16 protein-coding genes and 1 pseudogene are annotated in these 19885 nt (G+C 63.6%); 9 read left to right on the plus strand and 8 right to left on the minus strand.

What is annotated here, in order from left to right:
• Positions 1-89: 89 nt before the first annotated feature.
• The 3 genes from C2U70_RS17640 to C2U70_RS17650 all read left to right on the plus strand — a co-directional run bounded on the left by C2U70_RS17640 (position 90) and on the right by C2U70_RS17650 (position 3599).
• On the plus strand, positions 90-1991 hold the full coding sequence (locus C2U70_RS17640; protein ID WP_140979703.1) for an FAD-binding monooxygenase: 1902 nt from the start codon (positions 90-92) through the stop codon (positions 1989-1991).
• Positions 1992-2093: 102 nt separating this feature from the next.
• Entirely contained in the window at positions 2094-2642 is a 549-nt protein-coding gene (locus C2U70_RS17645) for an SRPBCC family protein (RefSeq protein ID WP_140979704.1), read from the plus strand.
• A 3-nt stretch (positions 2643-2645) separates the two neighbouring features.
• Positions 2646-3599: a cytochrome D1 domain-containing protein gene (locus C2U70_RS17650; RefSeq protein ID WP_140979705.1), complete on the plus strand. Its 954-nt coding sequence runs from the start codon at positions 2646-2648 to the stop codon at positions 3597-3599.
• A gap of 145 nt (positions 3600-3744) precedes the next feature.
• Here C2U70_RS17650 and C2U70_RS17655 read toward each other — a convergent pair whose 3' ends face one another.
• Positions 3745-4671, minus strand: coding sequence for a nucleoside hydrolase (locus C2U70_RS17655; protein WP_140979706.1), 927 nt, complete (start codon positions 4669-4671; stop codon positions 3745-3747).
• Complete coding sequence (locus tag C2U70_RS17660) at positions 4671-5315, minus strand: HAD-IA family hydrolase (RefSeq protein ID WP_140979707.1); 645 nt, start codon at positions 5313-5315, stop codon at positions 4671-4673. The genes C2U70_RS17655 and C2U70_RS17660 overlap by 1 nt, the downstream gene beginning before the upstream one ends.
• Before the next feature lie 72 nt (positions 5316-5387).
• Between C2U70_RS17660 and C2U70_RS17665 the strand changes: the two genes are divergently transcribed.
• Positions 5388-5609 (plus strand): DUF433 domain-containing protein, encoded by a 222-nt coding sequence (locus C2U70_RS17665; protein WP_140979708.1) that lies wholly within the window; start codon positions 5388-5390, stop codon positions 5607-5609.
• A gap of 4 nt (positions 5610-5613) precedes the next feature.
• Complete coding sequence (locus C2U70_RS17670) at positions 5614-5964, plus strand: DUF5615 family PIN-like protein (protein WP_140979709.1); 351 nt, start codon at positions 5614-5616, stop codon at positions 5962-5964.
• Between the two features lie 39 nt (positions 5965-6003).
• Here C2U70_RS17670 and uvrA read toward each other — a convergent pair whose 3' ends face one another.
• On the minus strand, positions 6004-8982 hold the full coding sequence (gene uvrA / locus C2U70_RS17675; protein ID WP_140979710.1) for an excinuclease ABC subunit UvrA: 2979 nt from the start codon (positions 8980-8982) through the stop codon (positions 6004-6006).
• Positions 8983-9224: 242 nt separating this feature from the next.
• On the opposite strand from uvrA, the gene C2U70_RS17680 reads away from it, so the two are divergent.
• Entirely contained in the window at positions 9225-11054 is a 1830-nt protein-coding gene (locus tag C2U70_RS17680) for a M4 family metallopeptidase (RefSeq protein ID WP_186294322.1), read from the plus strand.
• 91 nt (positions 11055-11145) lie between these two features.
• Here the strand turns inward: C2U70_RS17680 and C2U70_RS17685 are convergent, their stop codons facing one another.
• From C2U70_RS17685 to C2U70_RS17695, 3 genes and pseudogenes are all read right to left on the minus strand, one after another.
• The gene (locus C2U70_RS17685) at positions 11146-11814 is read right to left on the minus strand and encodes an outer membrane protein (protein ID WP_140979712.1); all 669 of its coding nucleotides are present in this window, start codon (positions 11812-11814) and stop codon (positions 11146-11148) included.
• A 252-nt stretch (positions 11815-12066) separates the two neighbouring features.
• A pseudogene (locus tag C2U70_RS17690) lies at positions 12067-12812 on the minus strand (outer membrane protein).
• A 308-nt stretch (positions 12813-13120) separates the two neighbouring features.
• Positions 13121-13864: an outer membrane protein gene (locus tag C2U70_RS17695; RefSeq protein WP_140979713.1), complete on the minus strand. Its 744-nt coding sequence runs from the start codon at positions 13862-13864 to the stop codon at positions 13121-13123.
• A gap of 454 nt (positions 13865-14318) precedes the next feature.
• On the opposite strand from C2U70_RS17695, the gene C2U70_RS17700 reads away from it, so the two are divergent.
• Positions 14319-14810: a single-stranded DNA-binding protein gene (locus C2U70_RS17700; protein WP_140979714.1), complete on the plus strand. Its 492-nt coding sequence runs from the start codon at positions 14319-14321 to the stop codon at positions 14808-14810.
• 12 nt (positions 14811-14822) lie between these two features.
• On the opposite strand, the gene C2U70_RS17705 is transcribed toward C2U70_RS17700, so the two are convergent.
• Positions 14823-15188, minus strand: a complete 366-nt coding sequence (locus C2U70_RS17705) for a low molecular weight protein tyrosine phosphatase family protein (RefSeq protein WP_140979715.1) — start codon at positions 15186-15188, stop codon at positions 14823-14825.
• Positions 15189-15481: 293 nt separating this feature from the next.
• Between C2U70_RS17705 and C2U70_RS17710 the strand changes: the two genes are divergently transcribed.
• A complete protein-coding gene (locus C2U70_RS17710; protein WP_140979716.1) occupies positions 15482-15880 on the plus strand; it encodes a DUF2306 domain-containing protein in 399 nt (132 codons plus the stop codon).
• A 168-nt stretch (positions 15881-16048) separates the two neighbouring features.
• Positions 16049-18787 carry a DNA gyrase subunit A gene (gene gyrA, locus C2U70_RS17715; protein ID WP_140979717.1) on the plus strand — a complete coding sequence of 913 codons (2739 nt, stop codon included), beginning with the start codon at positions 16049-16051 and terminating at the stop codon, positions 18785-18787.
• Between the two features lie 105 nt (positions 18788-18892).
• Here gyrA and C2U70_RS17720 read toward each other — a convergent pair.
• Positions 18893-19885, minus strand: a 993-nt coding sequence (locus C2U70_RS17720; RefSeq protein WP_186294323.1) for a KUP/HAK/KT family potassium transporter, incomplete at its 5' end; no start/stop codon positions are given.

Raw genomic sequence — 19885 nt, forward strand, 5'->3', positions numbered from 1 at the left:
GACAAGTATACTGATAGTCAGCATACTGAGCAATATCGAAAATGAAGGCCGGACCGCAGAATGCGGCCCATGACGGGGAGGAGCACGCCATGCAATTCCATCTCAACGGCTTTGAGCCGGGCGATCCCGAGATTGCCGATCCCGCCGAGCGCGTGCCGCCGTCGGGCATGCCGGGCGCCGTCCCGGCAGAGGTTGACGTCCTCATCGTCGGCTGCGGGCCCGCGGGCCTGACGCTCGCCGCGCAGCTCTCGCAGTTTCCCGACATCAAGACCTGCATCGTCGAGCAGAAGGCGAGCCGGCTGTTGCGCGGCCAGGCCGATGGCGTTGCCTGCCGCACCATGGAGATGTTCAACGCCTTCGGTTTCGCCGAGCGCATTCAGAAGGAATCCTGCTGGATCACGGAGACGACGTTCTGGAAGCCCGACGCGAAGCAGCCGGAGCAGATCGCACGCAGCGGGCGGGTGCAGGACGTCGAGGACGGGCTATCGGAATTCCCCCATGTCATCCTCAACCAGGCACGCGTGCATGACGGCTATCTCGACATCATGCGGCGATCGCCGACAAAACTCGAGCCGCATTATGCGCGCCGGCTGCTCGACCTCACGGTCGACCCGGCCGCGTCGCATCCGGCGACGGTCCGGCTCGAACGGGTCGATGCCGACAACGAGGGCAGGATCGAGACCGTCAAGGCGCGCTATGTCGTCGGCTGCGACGGCGCGCGTTCGGCGGTGCGCAAATCGATCGGGCGTGAGCTCGTCGGCGAATCCGCCAACCACGCCTGGGGCGTGATGGACGTGCTCGCGGTGACCGATTTTCCCGACATCCGCTTCAAATGCCTGATCCAGTCCGCCCATGACGGCAGCATGATCATCATTCCGCGCGAGGGTGGCTACCTCGTCCGGCTCTATGTCGAGCTGACCAATCTCGATGCCGGCGAGCGCGTCGCCAATCGCAACATCACCGTCGACGACCTGATCGCGAAGGCGCGGCGCATCCTCAACCCGCATACGCTCGAGGTGAAGGAGGTCGCCTGGTGGTCGGTCTACGAGATCGGCCAGCGCCTCACCGACAAGTTCGACGACGTGCCGGAGGGCGAGGTCGCGACGCGCCTGCCACATGTGTTCATTGCCGGCGATGCCTGCCACACCCACAGCCCGAAGGCCGGGCAGGGCATGAACGTCTCGATGCAGGACGCCTTCAATCTCGGCTGGAAGCTCGCCGCTGTACTGCGCAAACGCTCTCCCGCGAGCCTGTTGCACAGCTATTCCGCCGAACGCCGTGCGATCGCCAAGGAGCTGATCGACTTCGATCGCGAATGGGCCGACATCCTGGCCTCCGCCAAGGGCGATGGTGCGGGCGGCGACGCTGCGAAGACGCAGGACTACTTTGTGCGGCACGGGCGCTATACCGCAGGCACGGCAGCGCATTATCGGCCGTCACTCCTCACCGGCGAGGCGACTTACCAAAATCTCGCCAAGGGATTTACGATCGGCATGCGCTTTCACTCGGCGCCGGTCGTGCGTGTGTCGGATGCAAAGCCCCTTCACCTCGGCCATGTCGCCAAGGCCGACGGGCGCTGGCGGATCTATGCATTCGCCGGGACGGATGATGCGGGCATCCGCGGCTTGTGCAACTTCCTCAGCGATGACGGGGCGTCGCCGGTGCGGCGCTATACGCCGGCCGGGGCTGATATCGACGCAGTCATTGACGTCCGCGGCGTGTTGCAGCAAGCGCATGCGACCCTCGACATCGCGAAAGTGCCGCCGCTGCTGCTGCCGGCGAAGGGGCGCTATGGCTTGCGCGACTACGAAAAGGTGTTTTGCCCCGACCTCAAAGGCGGCCAGGACATCTTTGCGATGCGCGGCATCGACCGGAGCAGGGGCTGCATGGTGATCGTGCGGCCGGACCAGTATGTCGCGCATGTGCTGCCGCTCGACGCGCACCGGGAGCTTGCGGCCTATTTCGACGCGTTCATGCTGCCGGCGGCGTGAGGCTTCCACCACAATTGTCTCGATCCGGCCAAAAACTGCGCTACGATGGCCCCTAGCGCGCGTCAGTCGCGCAGGACGCAACGAGACGATTGAGGAAACGACATGAGGACGACGACGAAGGCCGTGGTTGCGGCGCTGACTGTCGCGGGTGTGGCGGCGGCCCTGGTTCCAAGCTGGGCCCATGGGCCGACCCGGCAAAAGGTGCGGGAATCCATCGAGATCAACGTGCCCCAGGCCAAGGTGTGGGCCGCGATCGGCAATTTCCAGGACATGAGCTGGCTCGCGCCCGTCACCAAGACCGAAGGCGAGAAGGGCAACGAGGTCGGCGCGACGCGAAAACTGACGCTGCAGGGCGGCGCCACCGTCGACGAGGAGCTCTACAAATACGAGCCGGATATGTTGAGCTATTCGTACCGGATCACGGCCGTGGACGTGAAGGTGCTGCCGGTCACCAACTATTCCTCGACCCTGACCGTCTCGCCCGCGCCCGACGGCAAGTCGAAGGTGGAATGGGCCGGCGCGTTCTACCGCGGCTTTCCCAACAACGATCCGCCGCCGGAGCTGAGCGACGAGGCCGCGGTAAAGGCGGTGAGCGGGCTCTACAAGGCCGGGCTCGAAGGGCTGAAGAAGAAGCTCGAAAGCGGAAGCTGATCCGTGCGCATCCTGGTTCTGGCGGCGCTCGCCGCCAGCATCGCGCTGTCAGCGGCTGAAGGCGCCTATGCCGAAGAAGCGTTCGTCACCAACCAGTTGAGCGACGATCTGACGGTCGTAGACCTTGCGACCTCAAAACCGGTTGCGACGATCGCGATCGGCGGCAAGCCCGCCGGTATCGCCGTGACCGCCGACGGACGCGTTGCCTATGTGACGAGCCCGGATGCCAAGGCGGTGACCGTCGTCGATGCGGCGGCGCGAAAGGTGGTCGGCAAGATCGATGTCGGCGGCGGCCCGATCGGGATTGCTGTCGCGCCCGATGGTGCGACCGTCTACGTTGCCGACTGGTATGCGGCTGCCGTGCGGGTGATCGACGCGAAGTCAAACAGCGTAGCGGCGAGCATCGCGGTCGGCGCCTCGCCCTCCGGGCTCGCGGTGACGCCTGACGGCAAATTGCTGCTGTCGGCCGATCGCGACGACGACAGCGTCTCCGTCATCGACACCGCAACACGTGTTCGGCGGACGACGATCAAGGTTGGCACGCGCCCATTCGGCGTGACTGTTGACGCCGAAGGCAAGCGCGCCTTCACCGCCAATGTCGGATCGGACGACGTCTCGGTGATCGATGTCGCCGAGGCGAAGGAGGTCGGCCGGGTGGCGGTGGGCATGCGTCCTTACGCGGTGGCGCTGGCGCAGGGCCGCGGCTTCGTCACCGATCAGTATGGTGGCACGGTCAGCGTGTTCGACCTCGCGACGTTGAAACCGGTGAAGCGCCTTAATGTCGGCGACTACCCGGAAGGAATTGCCGCGACGGCCGACGGCAAGCGCATCATCGTGGCGAACTGGGAAAGCAACACGCTCAGCATCATCGATGCGGCCGAGCTGAAGGTGATCGGCCAGGTCACCGTCGGCGACGGCCCGCGCGCGTTCGGGGCGTTCTTGCGACGGACGGAGTAGGGGGCGGGATTCGTAGGGTGGGTTAGCATGCGGTTGCGCGAAGCGCAGTCCGCAGCGTAACCCACCGCTTTGGTCTCCGCGTCGACAGACGTGGTGGGCTACGCCGCGCGGACTGCGCTTCGCGCAGCCGCGGAGCTAACCCACCCTACGGCACCTTCGACGCGGCGAACGCCTTCAGCTTTACGAAGAAGTCCTTCAGGATCGGATTGCGGTTGACATAGGTGACGTAGCGGATCGCGTGCCGCCGGCGGTCGGTGCTCCACGTCATCTGATCCGTCAAAACCGGCGCCGGGATGATCACGCTGGGCGCCCACTCCGGATTGAGCAGCCAGCCGACCGGCGCCATGTCCCAGATCTCCTTGGCCCAGCCGAGGTGATCGGAGGAATACTCCTTGAAGCGCATCGCAAGGAACGCGCCGATGTCGCCGTGGGGTTCGACGTAGCGCTCGATCTCCGGGACGGTCGCGTGCAAATGCGAGGTGACGCCCTTGCAGGGCACGAGCACCAGCGGCACGCCGCTGTCGAGCAGCACCTGCGCGCCGCCGACGTCCTGCTTGAGGTTGAACTCGACCGTATCGGGCCATTCCAGCGCATGGCCGCCGAGCCAGACCACGACGGTACGATCGACGATGTCGGGCGCCTTCAAAAGCGCCGAGGCGACATTGCTGATGGCGCCGATGGCGACGATGTAGAGTGGCTTGTCCGGCGAGCCGGCGCGTGCCCGGGCGATCAGGTCGTCGACCGCCGGCGCCTCCCGGGCCTGCTTGGCGGGGCCGACATAGTCGGCGACGCCGCGATGGACGAGGCCCTCGGGCGAGACGTTCAGCCGCTCCAGCAGGCGCAGGATTTCCTGATAGCTCAGCTCCATGCCATGGCCGGGGTTTTCCGCGCGCTTGTTGAAGAACGGCACGGCATAGATCGCCTCGACGTCAAAGCGTTCCTTCGACAACAGCATCTGGACCAGCGCGAACTGGTCGTCGATCTCGTTAAACGTGTCGGTGTCGAGCACGACGCGCAACCGGCCTCCGGGCGGCGTCAGGAGTTTCAGGCGGGCTGCTTCCGTGATGGCCATCATCGTGTCCCCGGATTGCGCGGACATAGCGTGCCCGCGATCTCGTCCATCTGCGCGAACAGATGGTCCGGCGCAAGGGCCTGCAGCGCCGCCGGCGCGGCATAACCCCATGCGACCGCGCCGCAGGCAATCCCCGCACTGCGCGCGGCCTCGATGTCGCGCACCTCGTCACCGATGGCGATGACATCAGCCGGCCTTACGCCCGCGCGCCGCGTCACGCGGCGGAATTTTGTAGCCTTGCCGAACAGCGAGGCCGAGCAATCGTAGTGCGCAAACAGCGCCGCTGCCGCGCCGAGCTTCTCGCGTGCGTTGGCCTCGCTGTCCGACGTGACCAGCGCCAATGTCACGCCGTTGCCGGCGAGCCGCCGCAGCATCGCCTCGACGCCCGGGAAGAGCGGGATGGTCGCCGCATGCTCCGCCTTCAGCCGCCGCACATAGCGGGCGATCATCGGCAGTTTCCAGACGGGCACCTCGAGCGTGCTCAAAATCTCCCGCGACGAGGCATGGCGCAGCGTCTCGATCTCGTCATCGGCGACACGGCGGAAGCCGAAGCGATCGGCGATGTCGTTGATGGTGCGCAAAAACCACGGAAAGCTGTCGGCGAGTGTGCCGTCGAGATCGAAGATGGCGAGGGAGTAGGGCATGAGAGTTGAACGGGTGACCCGCTGACAAGCGATGAAAAGCGTGCTACTTTTCAGTAGGATTTGAGGATAGCCATGCGTCACGAACGGATCGAAATCAACCCGGCGATCATGGACGGCAAGCCGGTCATCCGCGGAACGCGCGTTCCGGTCGAATTGGTCCTGCGCAAGCTGGGGGCCGGCATGACCACCGAAGCCATCCTCTCCGAACATCCACGACTTGCACTTGATGATGTTCGGGCGGCGCAGGCGTTTGCGGCCGACTATCTCGCCGACGAAGACATCATCTACCGCTAACGCCGTGTTCTGGCTTGCGGACGAGTGCGTTGCGTCTTCGATGGTTCGAACGCTGCGCGGTGCGGGCCACGACGTGCTTTACGTCGCAGAAGTCTCGGCAAGCTTGAGTGATGTCGAGGTGATGCAGCTCGCCTCCCGCGAAGGGCGGGTTTTGCTTACGGCAGACAAGGATTTCGGTGAGCTGGTTTTTCGTCGTGCCCAAGCAGTGCCGGGCCTAATCCTGGTCCGGATTGATCCGGACAGAACTCAACTTGCGAATGCGCGCCTGATGGAGGCCGTTGATCAGTTCGGCGAGAAACTCATAGGCCGTTACATCGTGGTGGAAGAGGGACGCCTCCGGTCTCGCCCGCTGTAGCCAATCCTACTGACGACGTGAAACCGGCGTGAACGTCGTCTACTCCGCCGCCTCGCTCGCCGCCCTCCGCCGCTTCGGCTTGTTCGCCTTCTCCAGCACCGGGGCCAAAAACTTGCCCGTGTAGCTCCGTGGCGCCTTGACGATGTCCTCGGGCGGGCCCCAGGCGACGATTTCGCCGCCGCCGTCGCCGCCTTCGGGGCCGAGGTCGATGACCCAGTCTGCGGTCTTGATGACTTCGAGATTGTGCTCGATGACGACGACCGTGTTGCCCTGGGCGACCAGCTCGTGCAGCACTTCCAGCAGCTTCTTGACGTCGTGGAAATGGAGACCGGTGGTCGGCTCGTCCAGGATATAGAGCGTGCGGCCGGTGGCGCGCTTCGACAATTCCTTGGCGAGCTTGACGCGTTGGGCTTCGCCGCCTGACAGCGTCGTGGCCTGCTGTCCCACATGGATGTAATCCAGGCCGACGCGGTGCAGCGTGTTGAAGGTTTCGCGAACGCGCGGGACGGCCTTGAAGAACTCGGCGGCTTCCTCGACGGTCATGTCGAGCACATCTGCGATGCTCTTGCCCTTGAATAGGACTTCGAGCGTCTCGCGGTTGTAGCGTTTTCCTTTGCAAACATCGCAGGTGACGTAGACGTCGGGCAAAAAGTGCATCTCGATCTTGATGACGCCGTCGCCCTGGCAGGCCTCGCAGCGGCCGCCCTTGACGTTGAAGGAGAAGCGGCCGGGCTCGTAGCCGCGCGCCTTGGCTTCGGGCAGGCCGGCAAACCATTCGCGGATCGGCGTGAAGGCGCCGGTATAGGTCGCGGGATTCGAGCGCGGGGTGCGGCCGATCGGTGACTGGTCGATGTCGATGATCTTGTCGATGTGCTCGAGGCCCTCAATACGGTCGTGCGGGGCCGCACCCTCGCTGGCGTTGTTCAGCTTGCGGGCGATGGCGCGGTAGAGCGTGTCGATCAGCAGCGTCGACTTGCCCCCACCGGATACGCCGGTGACGCACGTGAACAGGCCGAGCGGAATCTCGGCGGTGACGTTCTTCAGGTTATTGCCGCGCGCGTTCACCACCTTGATGGTGCGGCGATGGTTCGGCGGCCGTCGCTCGGGCACCTCGACCTCGAGCTCGCCGGTGAGATATTTGCCGGTCAGCGATTTCGGATTGCGCATGATCTCGGCGGGCGTGCCTTCGGCGACGATGTGGCCGCCATGCATGCCGGCGCCGGGGCCGATATCGAGCACGTAATCGGCGAGGCGAATGGCGTCCTCGTCATGTTCGACCACGACAACGGTGTTGCCGAGGTCGCGGAGGCGCTTCAGCGTATCGAGCAGGCGGGCGTTGTCACGCTGGTGCAGGCCGATCGACGGCTCGTCCAGCACGTAGAGCACGCCCGTGAGTCCCGAGCCGATCTGCGAGGCCAGGCGGATGCGCTGGCTCTCGCCGCCCGACAGCGTGCCGGAGGAGCGGGACAGGGTGAGGTAGTTGAGGCCGACGTCGAGCAGGAAGGTGAGGCGCTCGCGGATCTCCTTGAGGATGCGGCCGGCGATCTCGTTCTGCTGGCTGTTCAGCGCCGCCGGCACGGTCTCGAACCAGGCGCCGGCGCCCTTCACCGACAGCTCGGAGATCTCGCCGATATGCTTGCCCCCGACCTTGACGCAGAGCGCCTCGGGCTTGAGCCGATAGCCCTTGCAGCCCTCGCAGGGCACGTCGTGGAAATATTTCGCCAGCTCCTCGCGCGCCCACTCGCTCTCGGTCTCGCGGTAGCGGCGGTTGATGTTGGTGATGACGCCCTCGAACGGCTTCTTCGTGTCGTAGGAACGGACGCCGTCCTCATAGGAGAACTTGATCTCGTCCTCGCCGGAGCCGTGGAGGATCGCGGTCTGCGTCTTCTTTGGCAGATCCTTCCATTTGGTGGTCAGCGTGAACTTGTAGTGCTTGCCGAGCGCGGTCAGCGTCTGGATATAATAAGGCGACGACGACTTGGCCCAGGGCGCGATCGCGCCCTTGCCGATCGCCATCTCCTTGTCGGGGATGACGAGATCCTCGTCGACATGCTGCTCGACGCCAAGGCCGCCGCAGGCGGGGCAGGCGCCATAGGGGTTGTTGAACGAAAACAGGCGCGGCTCGATCTCGGGGATCGTGAAGCCGGATACCGGGCACGCGAACTTTTCCGAGAACAGGATGCGCTCGGGCCCGCTCTTGTCGTGGATCTTTGCGGTCTTCTTTTTCTCTTCCGCTGGAGCCGCAGCCGGCGCGTCGGCGAATTCGACCACCGCGAGGCCCTCGGCGAGCTTCAGCGCGGTCTCAAAGCTTTCGGCGAGGCGCTGGCCGATATCCGCGCGCACCACGATGCGGTCGACGACGACGTCGATGTCGTGCGGGAATTTCTTGTCGAGCGTAGGCGCTTCCGCGAGCTCATAAAAAGTGCCGTCGATCTTGACGCGCTGAAAGCCCTTCTTGAGCCATTCGGCGAGCTCCTTCTTGTACTCGCCCTTGCGGCCGCGCACGACGGGCGCGAGCAGGTAGAGGCGGGTGCCTTCGGGCAGCGCCAGCACGCGGTCGACCATCTGCGAGACGGTCTGGCTCTCGATCGGCAGCCCGGTGGCGGGCGAATAGGGCACGCCGACGCGGGCCCAGAGCAGGCGCATATAGTCGTAGATCTCGGTGACGGTGCCGACGGTCGAGCGCGGGTTCTTCGAGGTCGTCTTCTGCTCGATCGAGATTGCCGGCGACAGGCCGTCGATCTGGTCGACGTCCGGCTTCTGCATCATCTCCAGGAACTGGCGGGCATAGGCGGAGAGCGACTCGACGTAGCGGCGCTGGCCTTCCGCATAGATGGTGTCGAAAGCGAGCGAAGATTTTCCGGAACCGGAGAGGCCCGTGAACACCACCAGCTTGTCGCGGGGAATCTCGACGTCGATGTTCTTGAGGTTGTGCTCGCGCGCGCCACGGATCGTAATTGCGCGCAGGCTGGAGCCCGCGTTCTGTTGTTGGCGCTTCGCCTTGATCACTTCATCCATCCTGGTGGTCCCCAAGGAAAACCCATTTCGAAAAACTCATTTCGAAAAATTCATGGCGCACGGAACGCGCCGGCATGCCGACGCGCCTCTCCGGGAACCGGGGATGGCGCCACTGGGTATGCAGCGAACGTAGGAAGAACGGCGACGGATTTCCAGAGGCGTTTGCGACTCGTCAACGGATTGTTGGCCACGTGGCGGGACGTGGCAGGAGGCCCTTCCGAAGGGGCTCGCTCCGGCCGCGAATGGCGTGCGACCGGTCGCTCGGTTTTCGCTACTATTTCAGATTGTGTCATGATACAATAATCGTATTGCTGATTATTCGATTTTGGACGCTTCGCATGGAAGTATTTGCGAAGATGGCGTTTTTCACAGCGGCCGGCCTGGTCCTCCTGGCCTGCAACATCTGGCTTGCGACCACCATCCTGCAGGCCTTCAGGGGTGGAGACCTGGTCATCGCGCCGGTCAAGGTCATTGGCGGGACCGGAAATGCTTCCGCAGAGGGAGAGACACTGGCGCGCTTGATCATTGCGCGACTGCATACCCGCGAGTGGGAGCTGCAACAGTCCCAATCGTCGCTCAAGGACGAGAAGCAGCAGGTCAGGCTGGAGAAGGAGGAGGCCGCCGCAGTCGCGGCGGCAGCCGCAGTTCCGCACGGCGTGACGGCCGGCATCCTTGGAACGCCGAAAACAGCCGTCCTGAACGCGCAATTGTTCGAACCCACCAGCATCGACGTCAAGGTCGGCGGCGTCGATGTCGGAGGATTGCTGCCGAGCATCCAGCGCTGGTTCGCGCAGGATCGGACGCTGTCATTTGCAGTTTCATGGGAAGGAAAGTCGGCGATCGTCGCCGGCAATATCGACGCGCTCGGCCTCGGCAAGACGAAGCCGCTCTGGATGACGATCGATGATGCAACCGAGAAATCGGTCGCCGATGCCATTGCTCTGGCTCTCATTCACAGGCGATGGGCCAAAGACAGCCCCGAATTCGGCGAGCTGCAGGACGATGAGTTCTCAAATCTGGTGAACTCCATCGGCGAAATCGCGCGGATCAACCGCCGCGTCATCACGTACAAGGTCGCGGCCAAATCGGATTTCGAGCGCATCTTCGTCAGCGTCGGACCGCTGACGGATCGCATCGCCGGATGGAACGAGTTGACCTATTTCGCGGCCTCGATCGCGGAGGGGGCCGAGGAATATGATCGCGCGCTGGCACTTTATCGTCGTGTCCAGGCCTCCAAAGAGTCCAAATTCGACACGAAGAGCCTGGCGACGAAGATAGCCGGGCTGGAAGCGTTGATCGCGAAGGCGACACCTGATCGCGACAGTCTCGCCGTGCAGAGGATGAGGAAGCATCTCGCCGATGCAACCCACATTCTGAACGGCCTGTTCGGTTCGAATCTGGCCGAGCCGGAGATCAACCTCCTCGCAAACGACTATCTCAATGCCTATTGGGACGGGGAAAAAATCAACGCTCCGCCGCGCGTTCAGAACATCCCCGACATCATCTATCATGAAGCGGCATTCCCGTTCATCCTGGCGCGGTGGCATTACGAGTATTCCGGTCAGGAGGGGGCGCTCGTCCAATCCTATACGGACGTGCTGACCTCGCTGATCAAGCAGAAGGTGCTGAACCAGACGGCGCAGACGGCGGATTGGGTCATTGCGCCCGGTGCCATTTCATGGATCACGGGCAAGAATGATCCTGCGGACACGCGCCCCCTGAGGTCGATGAAATCGCCGGGCACGGCTTACGACGACGCCATCGTGGGCAAGGATGCCCAGCCCGATCATTTCAGCAAGCTCGTTACGCAGTCGAGCAGCCTCGCCGATGACAACGGCGGCGTCCACATCAATTCCGGAATTCCAAACCGCGCCTTCTACGAGGCCGCGATGCAAATCGGCTCGGAAAGCGCCGGGAAGATCTGGATCGCGAGCCTCGAGCAATTCAAGCCCCATCTTGACCTGCGCACGGCCGCGAAAGTCATCTACGGCACGGCGGTGAAGTTGCACGGTTCCGACAGCAGCGAAGCGAAGGCCGTCAAGGCGGGCTTCAACACGGTCGGCCTGCTGTAGCTCGGCGGCGATCGGGAGATGCCGGTCGCGATGCTGAAAAGCAAAAGGCCGGCACGAGGCCGGCCTTTCGTCACATGAGTCGATAAGCCGCTTAGTACTTCGCGACCACGGGGCCGCCGAAGTGATAGTTCACGCCGAACTGGATGGAGTGGAAGTTGAGCGTGCCCGTGGGCACGGCTCCGCCAAAGTAGGTTTCGCCGGCGAGGCTGCGATAGAGGTATTCGCCCTTCACCGACCACTGCGGCGCGATGAAAGCCTCGACACCTGCACCGGCCGTCCAGCCCGAGTGGAACTTGCTGTCGGACACGGTCAGGCCCAGCGCGGTGACGCTGATCTTGTTGTCGATCCAGGCGTAGCCGCCGGTCGCGTAGAGCAGCACCTGGTCGAAGGCAACGCCGACGCGGCCGCGAACGGTGCCGAGTGCATCCGTCTTCGAGGCGACCGTGATGCCAAGCGCCGTTGCCGAGGCGTTCACGTCAGCCCAGGCGCCATCGGCTTCGAGGCCGAACACGATGTTGCTGGTCTGCCAGTTGTAGCCGACCGTACCGCCGACGAAGCCACCCTTCATCTTCGGATCGCCCGAGGCGTTCTCCTGCGCGTAGCCGCCAACGGCACCGAGATAGAACCCGGTCCAGTTGTAGACTGCGGCAAGTGGCGCCGGCGCCTTGGTGTAGGGCCGCGCGGCCAGATCGGCCGCCTTGGCCGGCGCGAAGGTGCTCAGTGCCAACAGGCTGGCCGAAGCCAGCAAAACCTTTTTCATTTCAACTATCCCCAGTCACAGAGTCTTTTTTGCCTTCCACAACCTGGAAGGAGCCCGGGCGTTACCGCCCAACCTGCCCAACGCTTACAAGACTAAACGCGCAAGTTGTGTGTCCAATCAGCAACATTGCACGAGAAACGTGTGGAGCTATGCATCTGCATACTGGCGGCTGTGGCGTGCTCAGCAAAAAGGCCGGCGCGAGGCCGGCCTTTTGAGACGAAGATCAAGTCAGGCGAAGATCAGTGCTTCAGCTCAGTATTTGGCGATGATCGGGCCGCCCCAGCGGTAGTTCACGCGGATCAGGCCAATATCGACGTCCTGGCTGATGCGATCGCTCTGGAAGGCGACGCCTGCTGCGGTGTTGAGGGTCCGGGTGTTGCTGCCGGTGAAGATGTGATCGTACTCGACACCAACGGACCAGTTCGGCGCGAAGCCGACCTCGAGGCCTGCGCCGACCGTGCCGCCCCAGCGGGTTTCACGAGCCGAGGCGAGCAGGACGCCGCCGGGCTGGGTGAAGATGTCGTATTTGTCGCCGACGGCAGCGCCGCCGCCCTTCACGTAGAACAGCACGTTGTTCCAAGCATAGCCGACCTGACCGGTGATGAGACCGAAAGCGTTGACACGGCTGCGGTTGAGCTGGGCGGGAAAGAGGACACTGGTGTTGCTGCCGGAGAAGTCCGCCCAGTTGCCCTGGCCTTCGACGCCGAACACCCAATTGCCGGACTGCATGCGATAGCCGAGCTGGCCACCGATCGTGCCGCCGGTTGCGTTATGCAGCCTTCGCTGCCGACCAACGCGCCGGCGAAGGTGTAATTGTCCCAGCACTTGCGGGCCGAGCCGCCGCCGCCGTTGAGACCGATGTAGAAGCCGCTCCAGTCGTAGATCGCGGCCACCATCGGCGCGGGCGCCTTGGTGTAGGGCGCGAGGTCTGCGGCGCTGGCCGGAGCCGACAGGCTCAACGCGAACGCACCGATGACGCCGACCAGAATCTTGTTCATTTTTGCTTCCCCGGCTGTGGCCGCTTCTTGCTGTCCCCGAAGCGGCCAATCAGGCGCGACGCCCAAATCATCAAATTCCGCTGTAATCCTAGCCCAATTTACCCCTGGCGTCCGTCTCCCAACTGCAACACTCGGACGAGAAGCGTCGTCGCTCCAAGTCAATGGGGATGAACGCCTTTTCCCCAAGGGCGCTGGCGGTGAGGTGTGCACGCCGGCGTGCACACGGTTGATCCCTGACCAACAAAAAGGCCGGCGCGAGGCCGGCCTTTTCAAGAGATCCGATCAGTACTTCAATTCAGTACTTCGACTCAGTACTTGGCGACGACCGGGCCACCCCAGTTGAAGTGGTAGTTCACGCCAGCCTTGAGGGTGTGGACGGTGTCGGTCCATTCGGAACGGTTGGTCGGAACGGCCGTGTACTGGATCGTGCTGCGGCCGAAGTCGATGTAGTTGTACTCGACCTTGGCCGACCAGCTCGGGGCGAACATGTACTCGGCGCCGGCGCCGACCGTCCAACCCCAGCGGGTGTCGTTCTGGACGAAGACGTTGCCGGGAACGCCATCATAGCGATGCTGGATATCGCCGACCGCGGCGCCGCCGCTGACGAACCACAGAGCCGGACCGGTCGAATAGCCGAGACGGCCCTTGATGTCGCCGAAGCCGCGGATCTTGGTGAAGTAGGTGTCGCCAACGCCGAGGTTGATCTGGGCGGAGCGGCCGCTGATGTCAGCCCAGTGATAGTCGCCCTCGATGCCGAACACGACCGGGCCCGACTGCCAGTTGTAGCCGAACACGCCGCCGACGAAACCGCCGCTGGTGTCGTAATTCTGGGTGCCGGCGAAGATCGCCGTATTCGGAGCGCCGAAGAAGGTCTCGTTGCTGCGACCCCAGCCGCCGCCGCCCTGAATACCGGCGTAGAAACCGGTCCAGGTGTAGATCGGAGCGGGCGCCACCATGGGAGCCTTCGTGTAGGGGCGGGCAGCCAGATCGGCCGCGCTCGCGGGGGCGGCCAAGGCAATTGCAGCGACGGTACCCAACAACATCTTCTTCATTTTTTTCTCCAGTACGATCCGCTTCCGGTGTCCCCAAAGCGGAGATCAGGGGCGAGGCCCAAACAACCAATTTCGTAGGCAAGCCTTAGCTCGATTCCGAGGCAGAGTCCGTCTCCGAAAAGCAACACTCAGGGGCCAAGTGCACCTGCGGTAAGTTAATGACTGTTAAGAATCTTTTGCCATTTTTGGGAACCCAAAAAGGTTCCATCGGGTTCCGCCTTTTCAGTGACTTTTTGCTGCCCGATTGCCGACAAATTCGGCATTGAAGCGCGCAGAACAAAGCTGGAACATTTGCTGGGCGAGTGCTATATAGTGGGGATAAGTTGCGTGATTGCAGGCTCGCCGGCGCAGGCCGGCGTATAGGGTCGTCGCAAGGGCGAGAGCGCAGCCAGCCGGTTTTGGGCGAGGCCCCCGGCAATATCAGACAATTCAGCGGTTGGAGTGGAGAGCGGCGATGGCGGGAAGCGTCAACAAGGTCATTCTGGTTGGAAATCTCGGCAAGGATCCGGAAATCCGCCGGACCCAGGACGGGCGGCCGATTGCAAATTTGAGCATCGCGACCTCGGAGACCTGGCGCGACAAGGCCACCGGCGAGCGCAAGGAAAAGACCGAGTGGCATCGTGTCGTGATCTTCAGCGAGCCGCTCTGCAAGATCGTCGAGCAGTACCTGAAGAAGGGCGCCAAGGTTTACATTGAGGGCGCGCTCCAGACTCGCAAATGGACTGACCAGAGCGGCGTCGAGAAATACTCGACCGAGGTCGTGCTGCAGGGCTTCAACTCGACCCTGACCATGCTCGATGGCCGTGGCGGCGGAGGCGGCGGCAGCTTCGGCGACGACGCGGGCGGCGATTTCGGCTCCGGCGGTCCGGTGTCGAGCGCCCCGCGCCGCGCGGTTGCCGCCGGAGGCGGCCGCAGCAACGACATGGACGACGATATCCCGTTCTGAGGGTTGGCGGTTTTAGGGCTTGGCGTTCTTGGGCTTGGGAAGAGTCGGCCCGAGGCGGGACAGGAAACGACCGGCTCGACTTTCGAGCATCCGGACCAAGACGGGATCCATGAACTCATAGTCGTCTGGAATGTCGAGGCAGATGACGCGCGTGCCATTCAGGCTGGACCGGAATTTCCGGTTCAGCTTGTTGCGGTGGGTCTTCTCCATGACGAAGATGATGTCGGCCCATTCGACCTGCTCGGACGACAACACTACATCCGCGTCGTTCGAGATGCCGGCCGAGTCGGCCTCGATGCCAGGCCAGGTCGAAAAGACTTGTTCGGCGGTAGGGCTGCGGAGGCGATTGGCACTGCAGACGAAAAGGACGTTGGTCACTTTGACCGCTCCAGCGAAGGGACCGGGATAATAGTCCCGATCGACCCAAGTCTAGACATAGCGCTCTGGCCCGCCGGTGAAATCTTCGACCTTGCGTTGGCCAAGACCGCGCAGCTCCAGTCTGAGTTGGCTCGCGTAGAGTGACAGAATTTCTTACCAATTGATGGGGTAAGCTCGGTTTTTCCGAGTTTGCCTCAGGTGCTGCCTCAAGTCTTTGGCGGGCTGCGATGTGAATGATGTTGACTTCATGTTAATCTTATTCACATAGCCGTTCCGACCAGAGGATGCGCCACATGAGCCTCACGCCACTACTTGAGGCTGCCCCTGCGATCCCGCTGCATGCCCTTGCGGCCATGGGGGCCTTTGTCCTCGGCCTTGTTCAGTTCGCCGCGCCAAAGGGCACGCTGCCGCACCGGACGGTCGGCTGGATCTGGGTCGCCCTGATGCTGGTCGTGGCGGTGTCCTCATTCTGGATCAACACCATCCGCCTGGTCGGCCCCTTCAGTCCGATCCACCTGCTGTCGGTCCTCACTCTGGTCGTGCTGCCGATCGCGGTGTGGCGGGCACACACCCATCGGGTGGCCGATCACCGGCGGATGATGATCATGCTGTTCGCCGGCGCGCTGCTGATCGCGGGCGTGTTCACGCTGCTGCCCGGACGGATCATGCACCAGGTCATTTTCGGCTCGTGACGGACGGTTTTTACCGGTCGATTCCGGGGCTTCCAAAGCACGGTCCGGAGAGCCCGTAAGTCTCTGGAAAAACGAGCGGAAAAACCGCTTCGAAAGGCGCTCCAAGGGTGGTTATCGGGGGCCCGATGCGCTATATGATTCCCAGATCAAAACTCACCGGATTCCCCCTTGGCCGACGACGACGACAACAAGCCTGGCGACAAGCCGGAGCCCTCTGACATTCGCCCGATCTCGATCCTCGACGAGATGAAGAAGTCCTACCTCGATTACGCCATGAGCGTGATCGTGTCGCGGGCGCTGCCCGATGCGCGCGACGGGCTGAAGCCGGTGCACCGCCGCATCCTGTTCTCGATGAACGAGCAGGGGCACACGCCGGACAAGAAGTACGTCAAGTCAGCCCGCGTGGTCGGCGACGTCATCGGTAAGTATCACCCGCACGGCGACCAGTCGATCTATGACGCCATGGTCCGCATGGCGCAGGACTTCTCGATGCGCGTGCCGCTGATCGACGGACAGGGCAATTTCGGCTCGGTCGATGGCGATCCGCCCGCCGCCTATCGTTACACCGAAGCGCGCCTCACGCCCGCTGCGCTGGCGCTGCTGGCCGATATCGACAAGGACACCGTCGACTTCCAGCCGAACTACGACAACAACGAGACGGAGCCGTCGGTCCTCCCGGCCAAGTTCCCGAACCTGTTGGTCAACGGCGCCGGCGGCATCGCGGTCGGCATGGCGACCAACATCCCGCCGCACAATCTGGGCGAGGTCGTCGATGCCTGCGTGGCGTTGATCGACAATCCCGCGCTCACCATCGACGAACTCATGAACTTCGTGCCGGGCCCGGATTTTCCGACCGGAGGCGTCATTCTGGGACGCCAGGGCATCCGCGCCGGTTACCATCTGGGCCGTGGCTCGGTCGTGATGCGTGGCAAGGTCACGATCGACACGATCCGCAAGGAGCGCGAGGCGCTCATCATCACCGAGATTCCGTACCAGGTGAACAAGGCGACGATGGTCGAGCGCATCGCCGAACTGGTGAAGGAAAAGAAGATCGAAGGCGTCGCCGACCTGCGCGACGAATCCGACCGCGACGGCTTCCGCGTCGTCGTCGAGCTGAAGCGCGACGCCGTGCCTGACGTGGTGCTGAACCAGCTCTACCGATTCACGCCGCTGCAGACGAGCTTCGGCGTCAACATGGTGGCGCTCGACAGCGGCCGTCCGCAAACCATGAATCTGAAGGATCTGCTCTCGATCTTCGTCGACTTCCGTGAGCGGGTCGTCACACGGCGGACCAAGTTCCTGCTGGGCAAGGCGCGCGACCGCGCGCATATCCTCGTTGGTCTTGCCATCGCGGTCGCCAATATCGACGAGATCATTCGCGTCATCCGCACCTCGCCGGATCCGACGACGGCGCGCGACACCCTGATGTCGCGCGACTGGCCAGCGCGGGACGTCGAGGACATGCTCACCCTGATCGACGATCCGCGTCACCGCATCAGCGAGGATGGTACGATCCGCCTGTCGATGGAGCAGACCAGGGCCATTCTCGACCTGCGCCTTCAACGTCTCACGGCGCTCGGCCGCGACGAAATCCGTGAAGAGCTGGACAAGCTCGCCGGCGAGATCGGCGATTATCTCGACATTCTGCGGTCGCGCGCCCGCGTGCAAGGGATCGTCAAGACCGAACTCGCCGAAGTGAAGGCGGAGTTCGCGACCCCGCGCCGCACCGTGATCATGGAGCAGGAAGGCGAGGTCGAGGACGAGGACCTGATCCAGCGCGAGGACATGGTCGTCACCGTGTCGCATGCCGGTTACGTCAAGCGCGTGCCATTGTCCGCCTACCGGGCGCAGCGCCGCGGCGGCAAGGGCCGCTCCGGCATGCAGACCCGCGACGAGGATTTCGTCAGCCGGCTGTTCGTGGCCTCCACGCACACACCGGTGCTGTTCTTCTCCTCGCGCGGCCAGGTCTACAAGGAAAAGGTCTGGCGGCTGCCGATGGCCGCGCCAAATGCGCGCGGCAAGGCGCTGATCAACATCCTGCCGCTGGAGCAGGGTGAGCGCATCACGACCATCATGCCGCTGCCGGAGGACGAATCCACCTGGGGCGAGCTCGACGTGATGTTCGCCACGACGGGCGGCAACGTTCGCCGCAACAAGCTGTCCGACTTCGTCGACGTCCGTCGCTCCGGCATCATCGCCATGAAGCTCGACGACAACGAGGCGATCGTCGACGTGCAGATCTGCACCGAGCGCGACGACGTGCTGCTCACGGCTGCCGGCGGCCAGTGCATCCGCTTCCCCGTCACCGACGTGCGCGTGTTCACCGGCCGCACCTCGATGGGCGTGCGCGGCATCGCGCTCGGCGATTCCGACAAGGTAATCTCACTGGCGATCTTGCGCCACGTCGAGACCTCGTCGGACGAGCGCTCGGCTTACCTGAAAATGCGCCGTGCCGTTGCCGGCGAGACCGCCACGGACGAGGCCGCAACTGACGTCGAGGCCGAGGAGACTTCTGGCGCGAGCGAGCTCTCGCAGGAACGTTATGTCGAGATGTCGGCGGCCGAGCAGGTCGTGCTCACCGTCTCCGTCAACGGCTTTGGCAAGCGGACCTCGTCCTACGAGTACCGCACCACCGGCCGCGGCGGCAAAGGCATCGTTGCGATGAGCGTCAATGAGCGAAATGGCAATCTGGTGGCCTCGTTCCCGGTCGAGGAAGCGGACCAGATCATGCTGGTGACGGACAAGGGCCAACTCATCCGCTGCCCCGTGGAAGGCATCCGCATCGCCGGCCGCTCGACCCAGGGCGTGATCGTGTTCGACACCGCCGAGGACGAGCACGTCGTCTCGGTCGAGCACATCACGGAAGAGGCGGAGAGCGGTAGCAGCGAGAACGGCAACGGCGAATAGGGACGATGCGTAGCCCGGGTGAAGCGCAAGCGAAACCCGGGGCGCGTCTCTTCCTCACGCTGAATCCCGGATTTCGCTTCGCTGCATCCGGGCTACGGCGCTGAGTTAAATCTCCAGCTCCGTCCCGAACTCCACCACCTGTCCGGTCGGCACGCCGAAGAACGCTGCTGAACGTTCTGCATTCCGTTGCAGGAAGGCGAACAGCGACTCGCGCCAGACCCACATGCCCGGAACGTCCTCGCGCGGGATGATGGTTTCGCGGCCGACGTAATAGGTGATGTCGGTGAGGTCGATGCCCGGCAGCTTGCCCTGCCGGCAGGCGAGTTTTAGCCCTTCGTAGATCGTCGGGTTCTGCATGAAGCCGTAACGCAGGATCACGCGCGTGATCGCCGGGATGATCTCGATGACCTCGGCGCGCTCCTCTTCGGGAACGTGCGGGACCTCTTCGATCAGCACGGTGACGAGCAGCACGCGCTCGTGCAGCACGCGGTTGTGCTTGACGAACTGGGTCAGCGCGAGCGGCACGCCCTTCGGCGCCGAGGCGAGGTAGACGGCGGTGCCGGGAAGCCTCGCGCGGCATTTGTTGACGGCGGTCTCGATCAAATCCTCCTCGGGCTGGCGCAGCCGGCTGCGCGCGCTCTCGACGAGCTTGACGCCGCTGCGCCAGGTCAGCATCAGGAAGGCGACGAAGCCGGCGAGCAGCAGCGGAAACCAGCCGCCCTCGAACAGCTTGATCGAATTGGCTGCAAAGAAGATCGCGTCAATCACGAAGAAGAAGCCGTTGACCGCAACCACCAGCCACGGCGAATAGCCCCACTGGATCGCGACGAGGGCGGCGAGCAGGGTGGTGATCGCCATCAACAGCGACACCGCGATGCCGTAGGCGCCGGCCAGCGCCTCCGAGCTGCCGAAGGAGAGCACGGCGCCGAGCGTTGCGGCTGCGAGCAGCCAGTTCACCAGCGGCACGTAAATCTGGCCCATCGCATCGCTCTGGGTGTGCCGGATCTGCATGCGCGGCAGGAAGCCGAGCTGGATCGATTGCTGGGTCAGCGAGAACACGCCGGAGATGATCGCCTGCGAGGCGATCATCTCCGGCGT

This window comes from Bradyrhizobium guangdongense, from assembly GCF_006483445.1.
Taxonomy (GTDB): domain Bacteria; phylum Pseudomonadota; class Alphaproteobacteria; order Rhizobiales; family Xanthobacteraceae; genus Bradyrhizobium; species Bradyrhizobium guangdongense_A.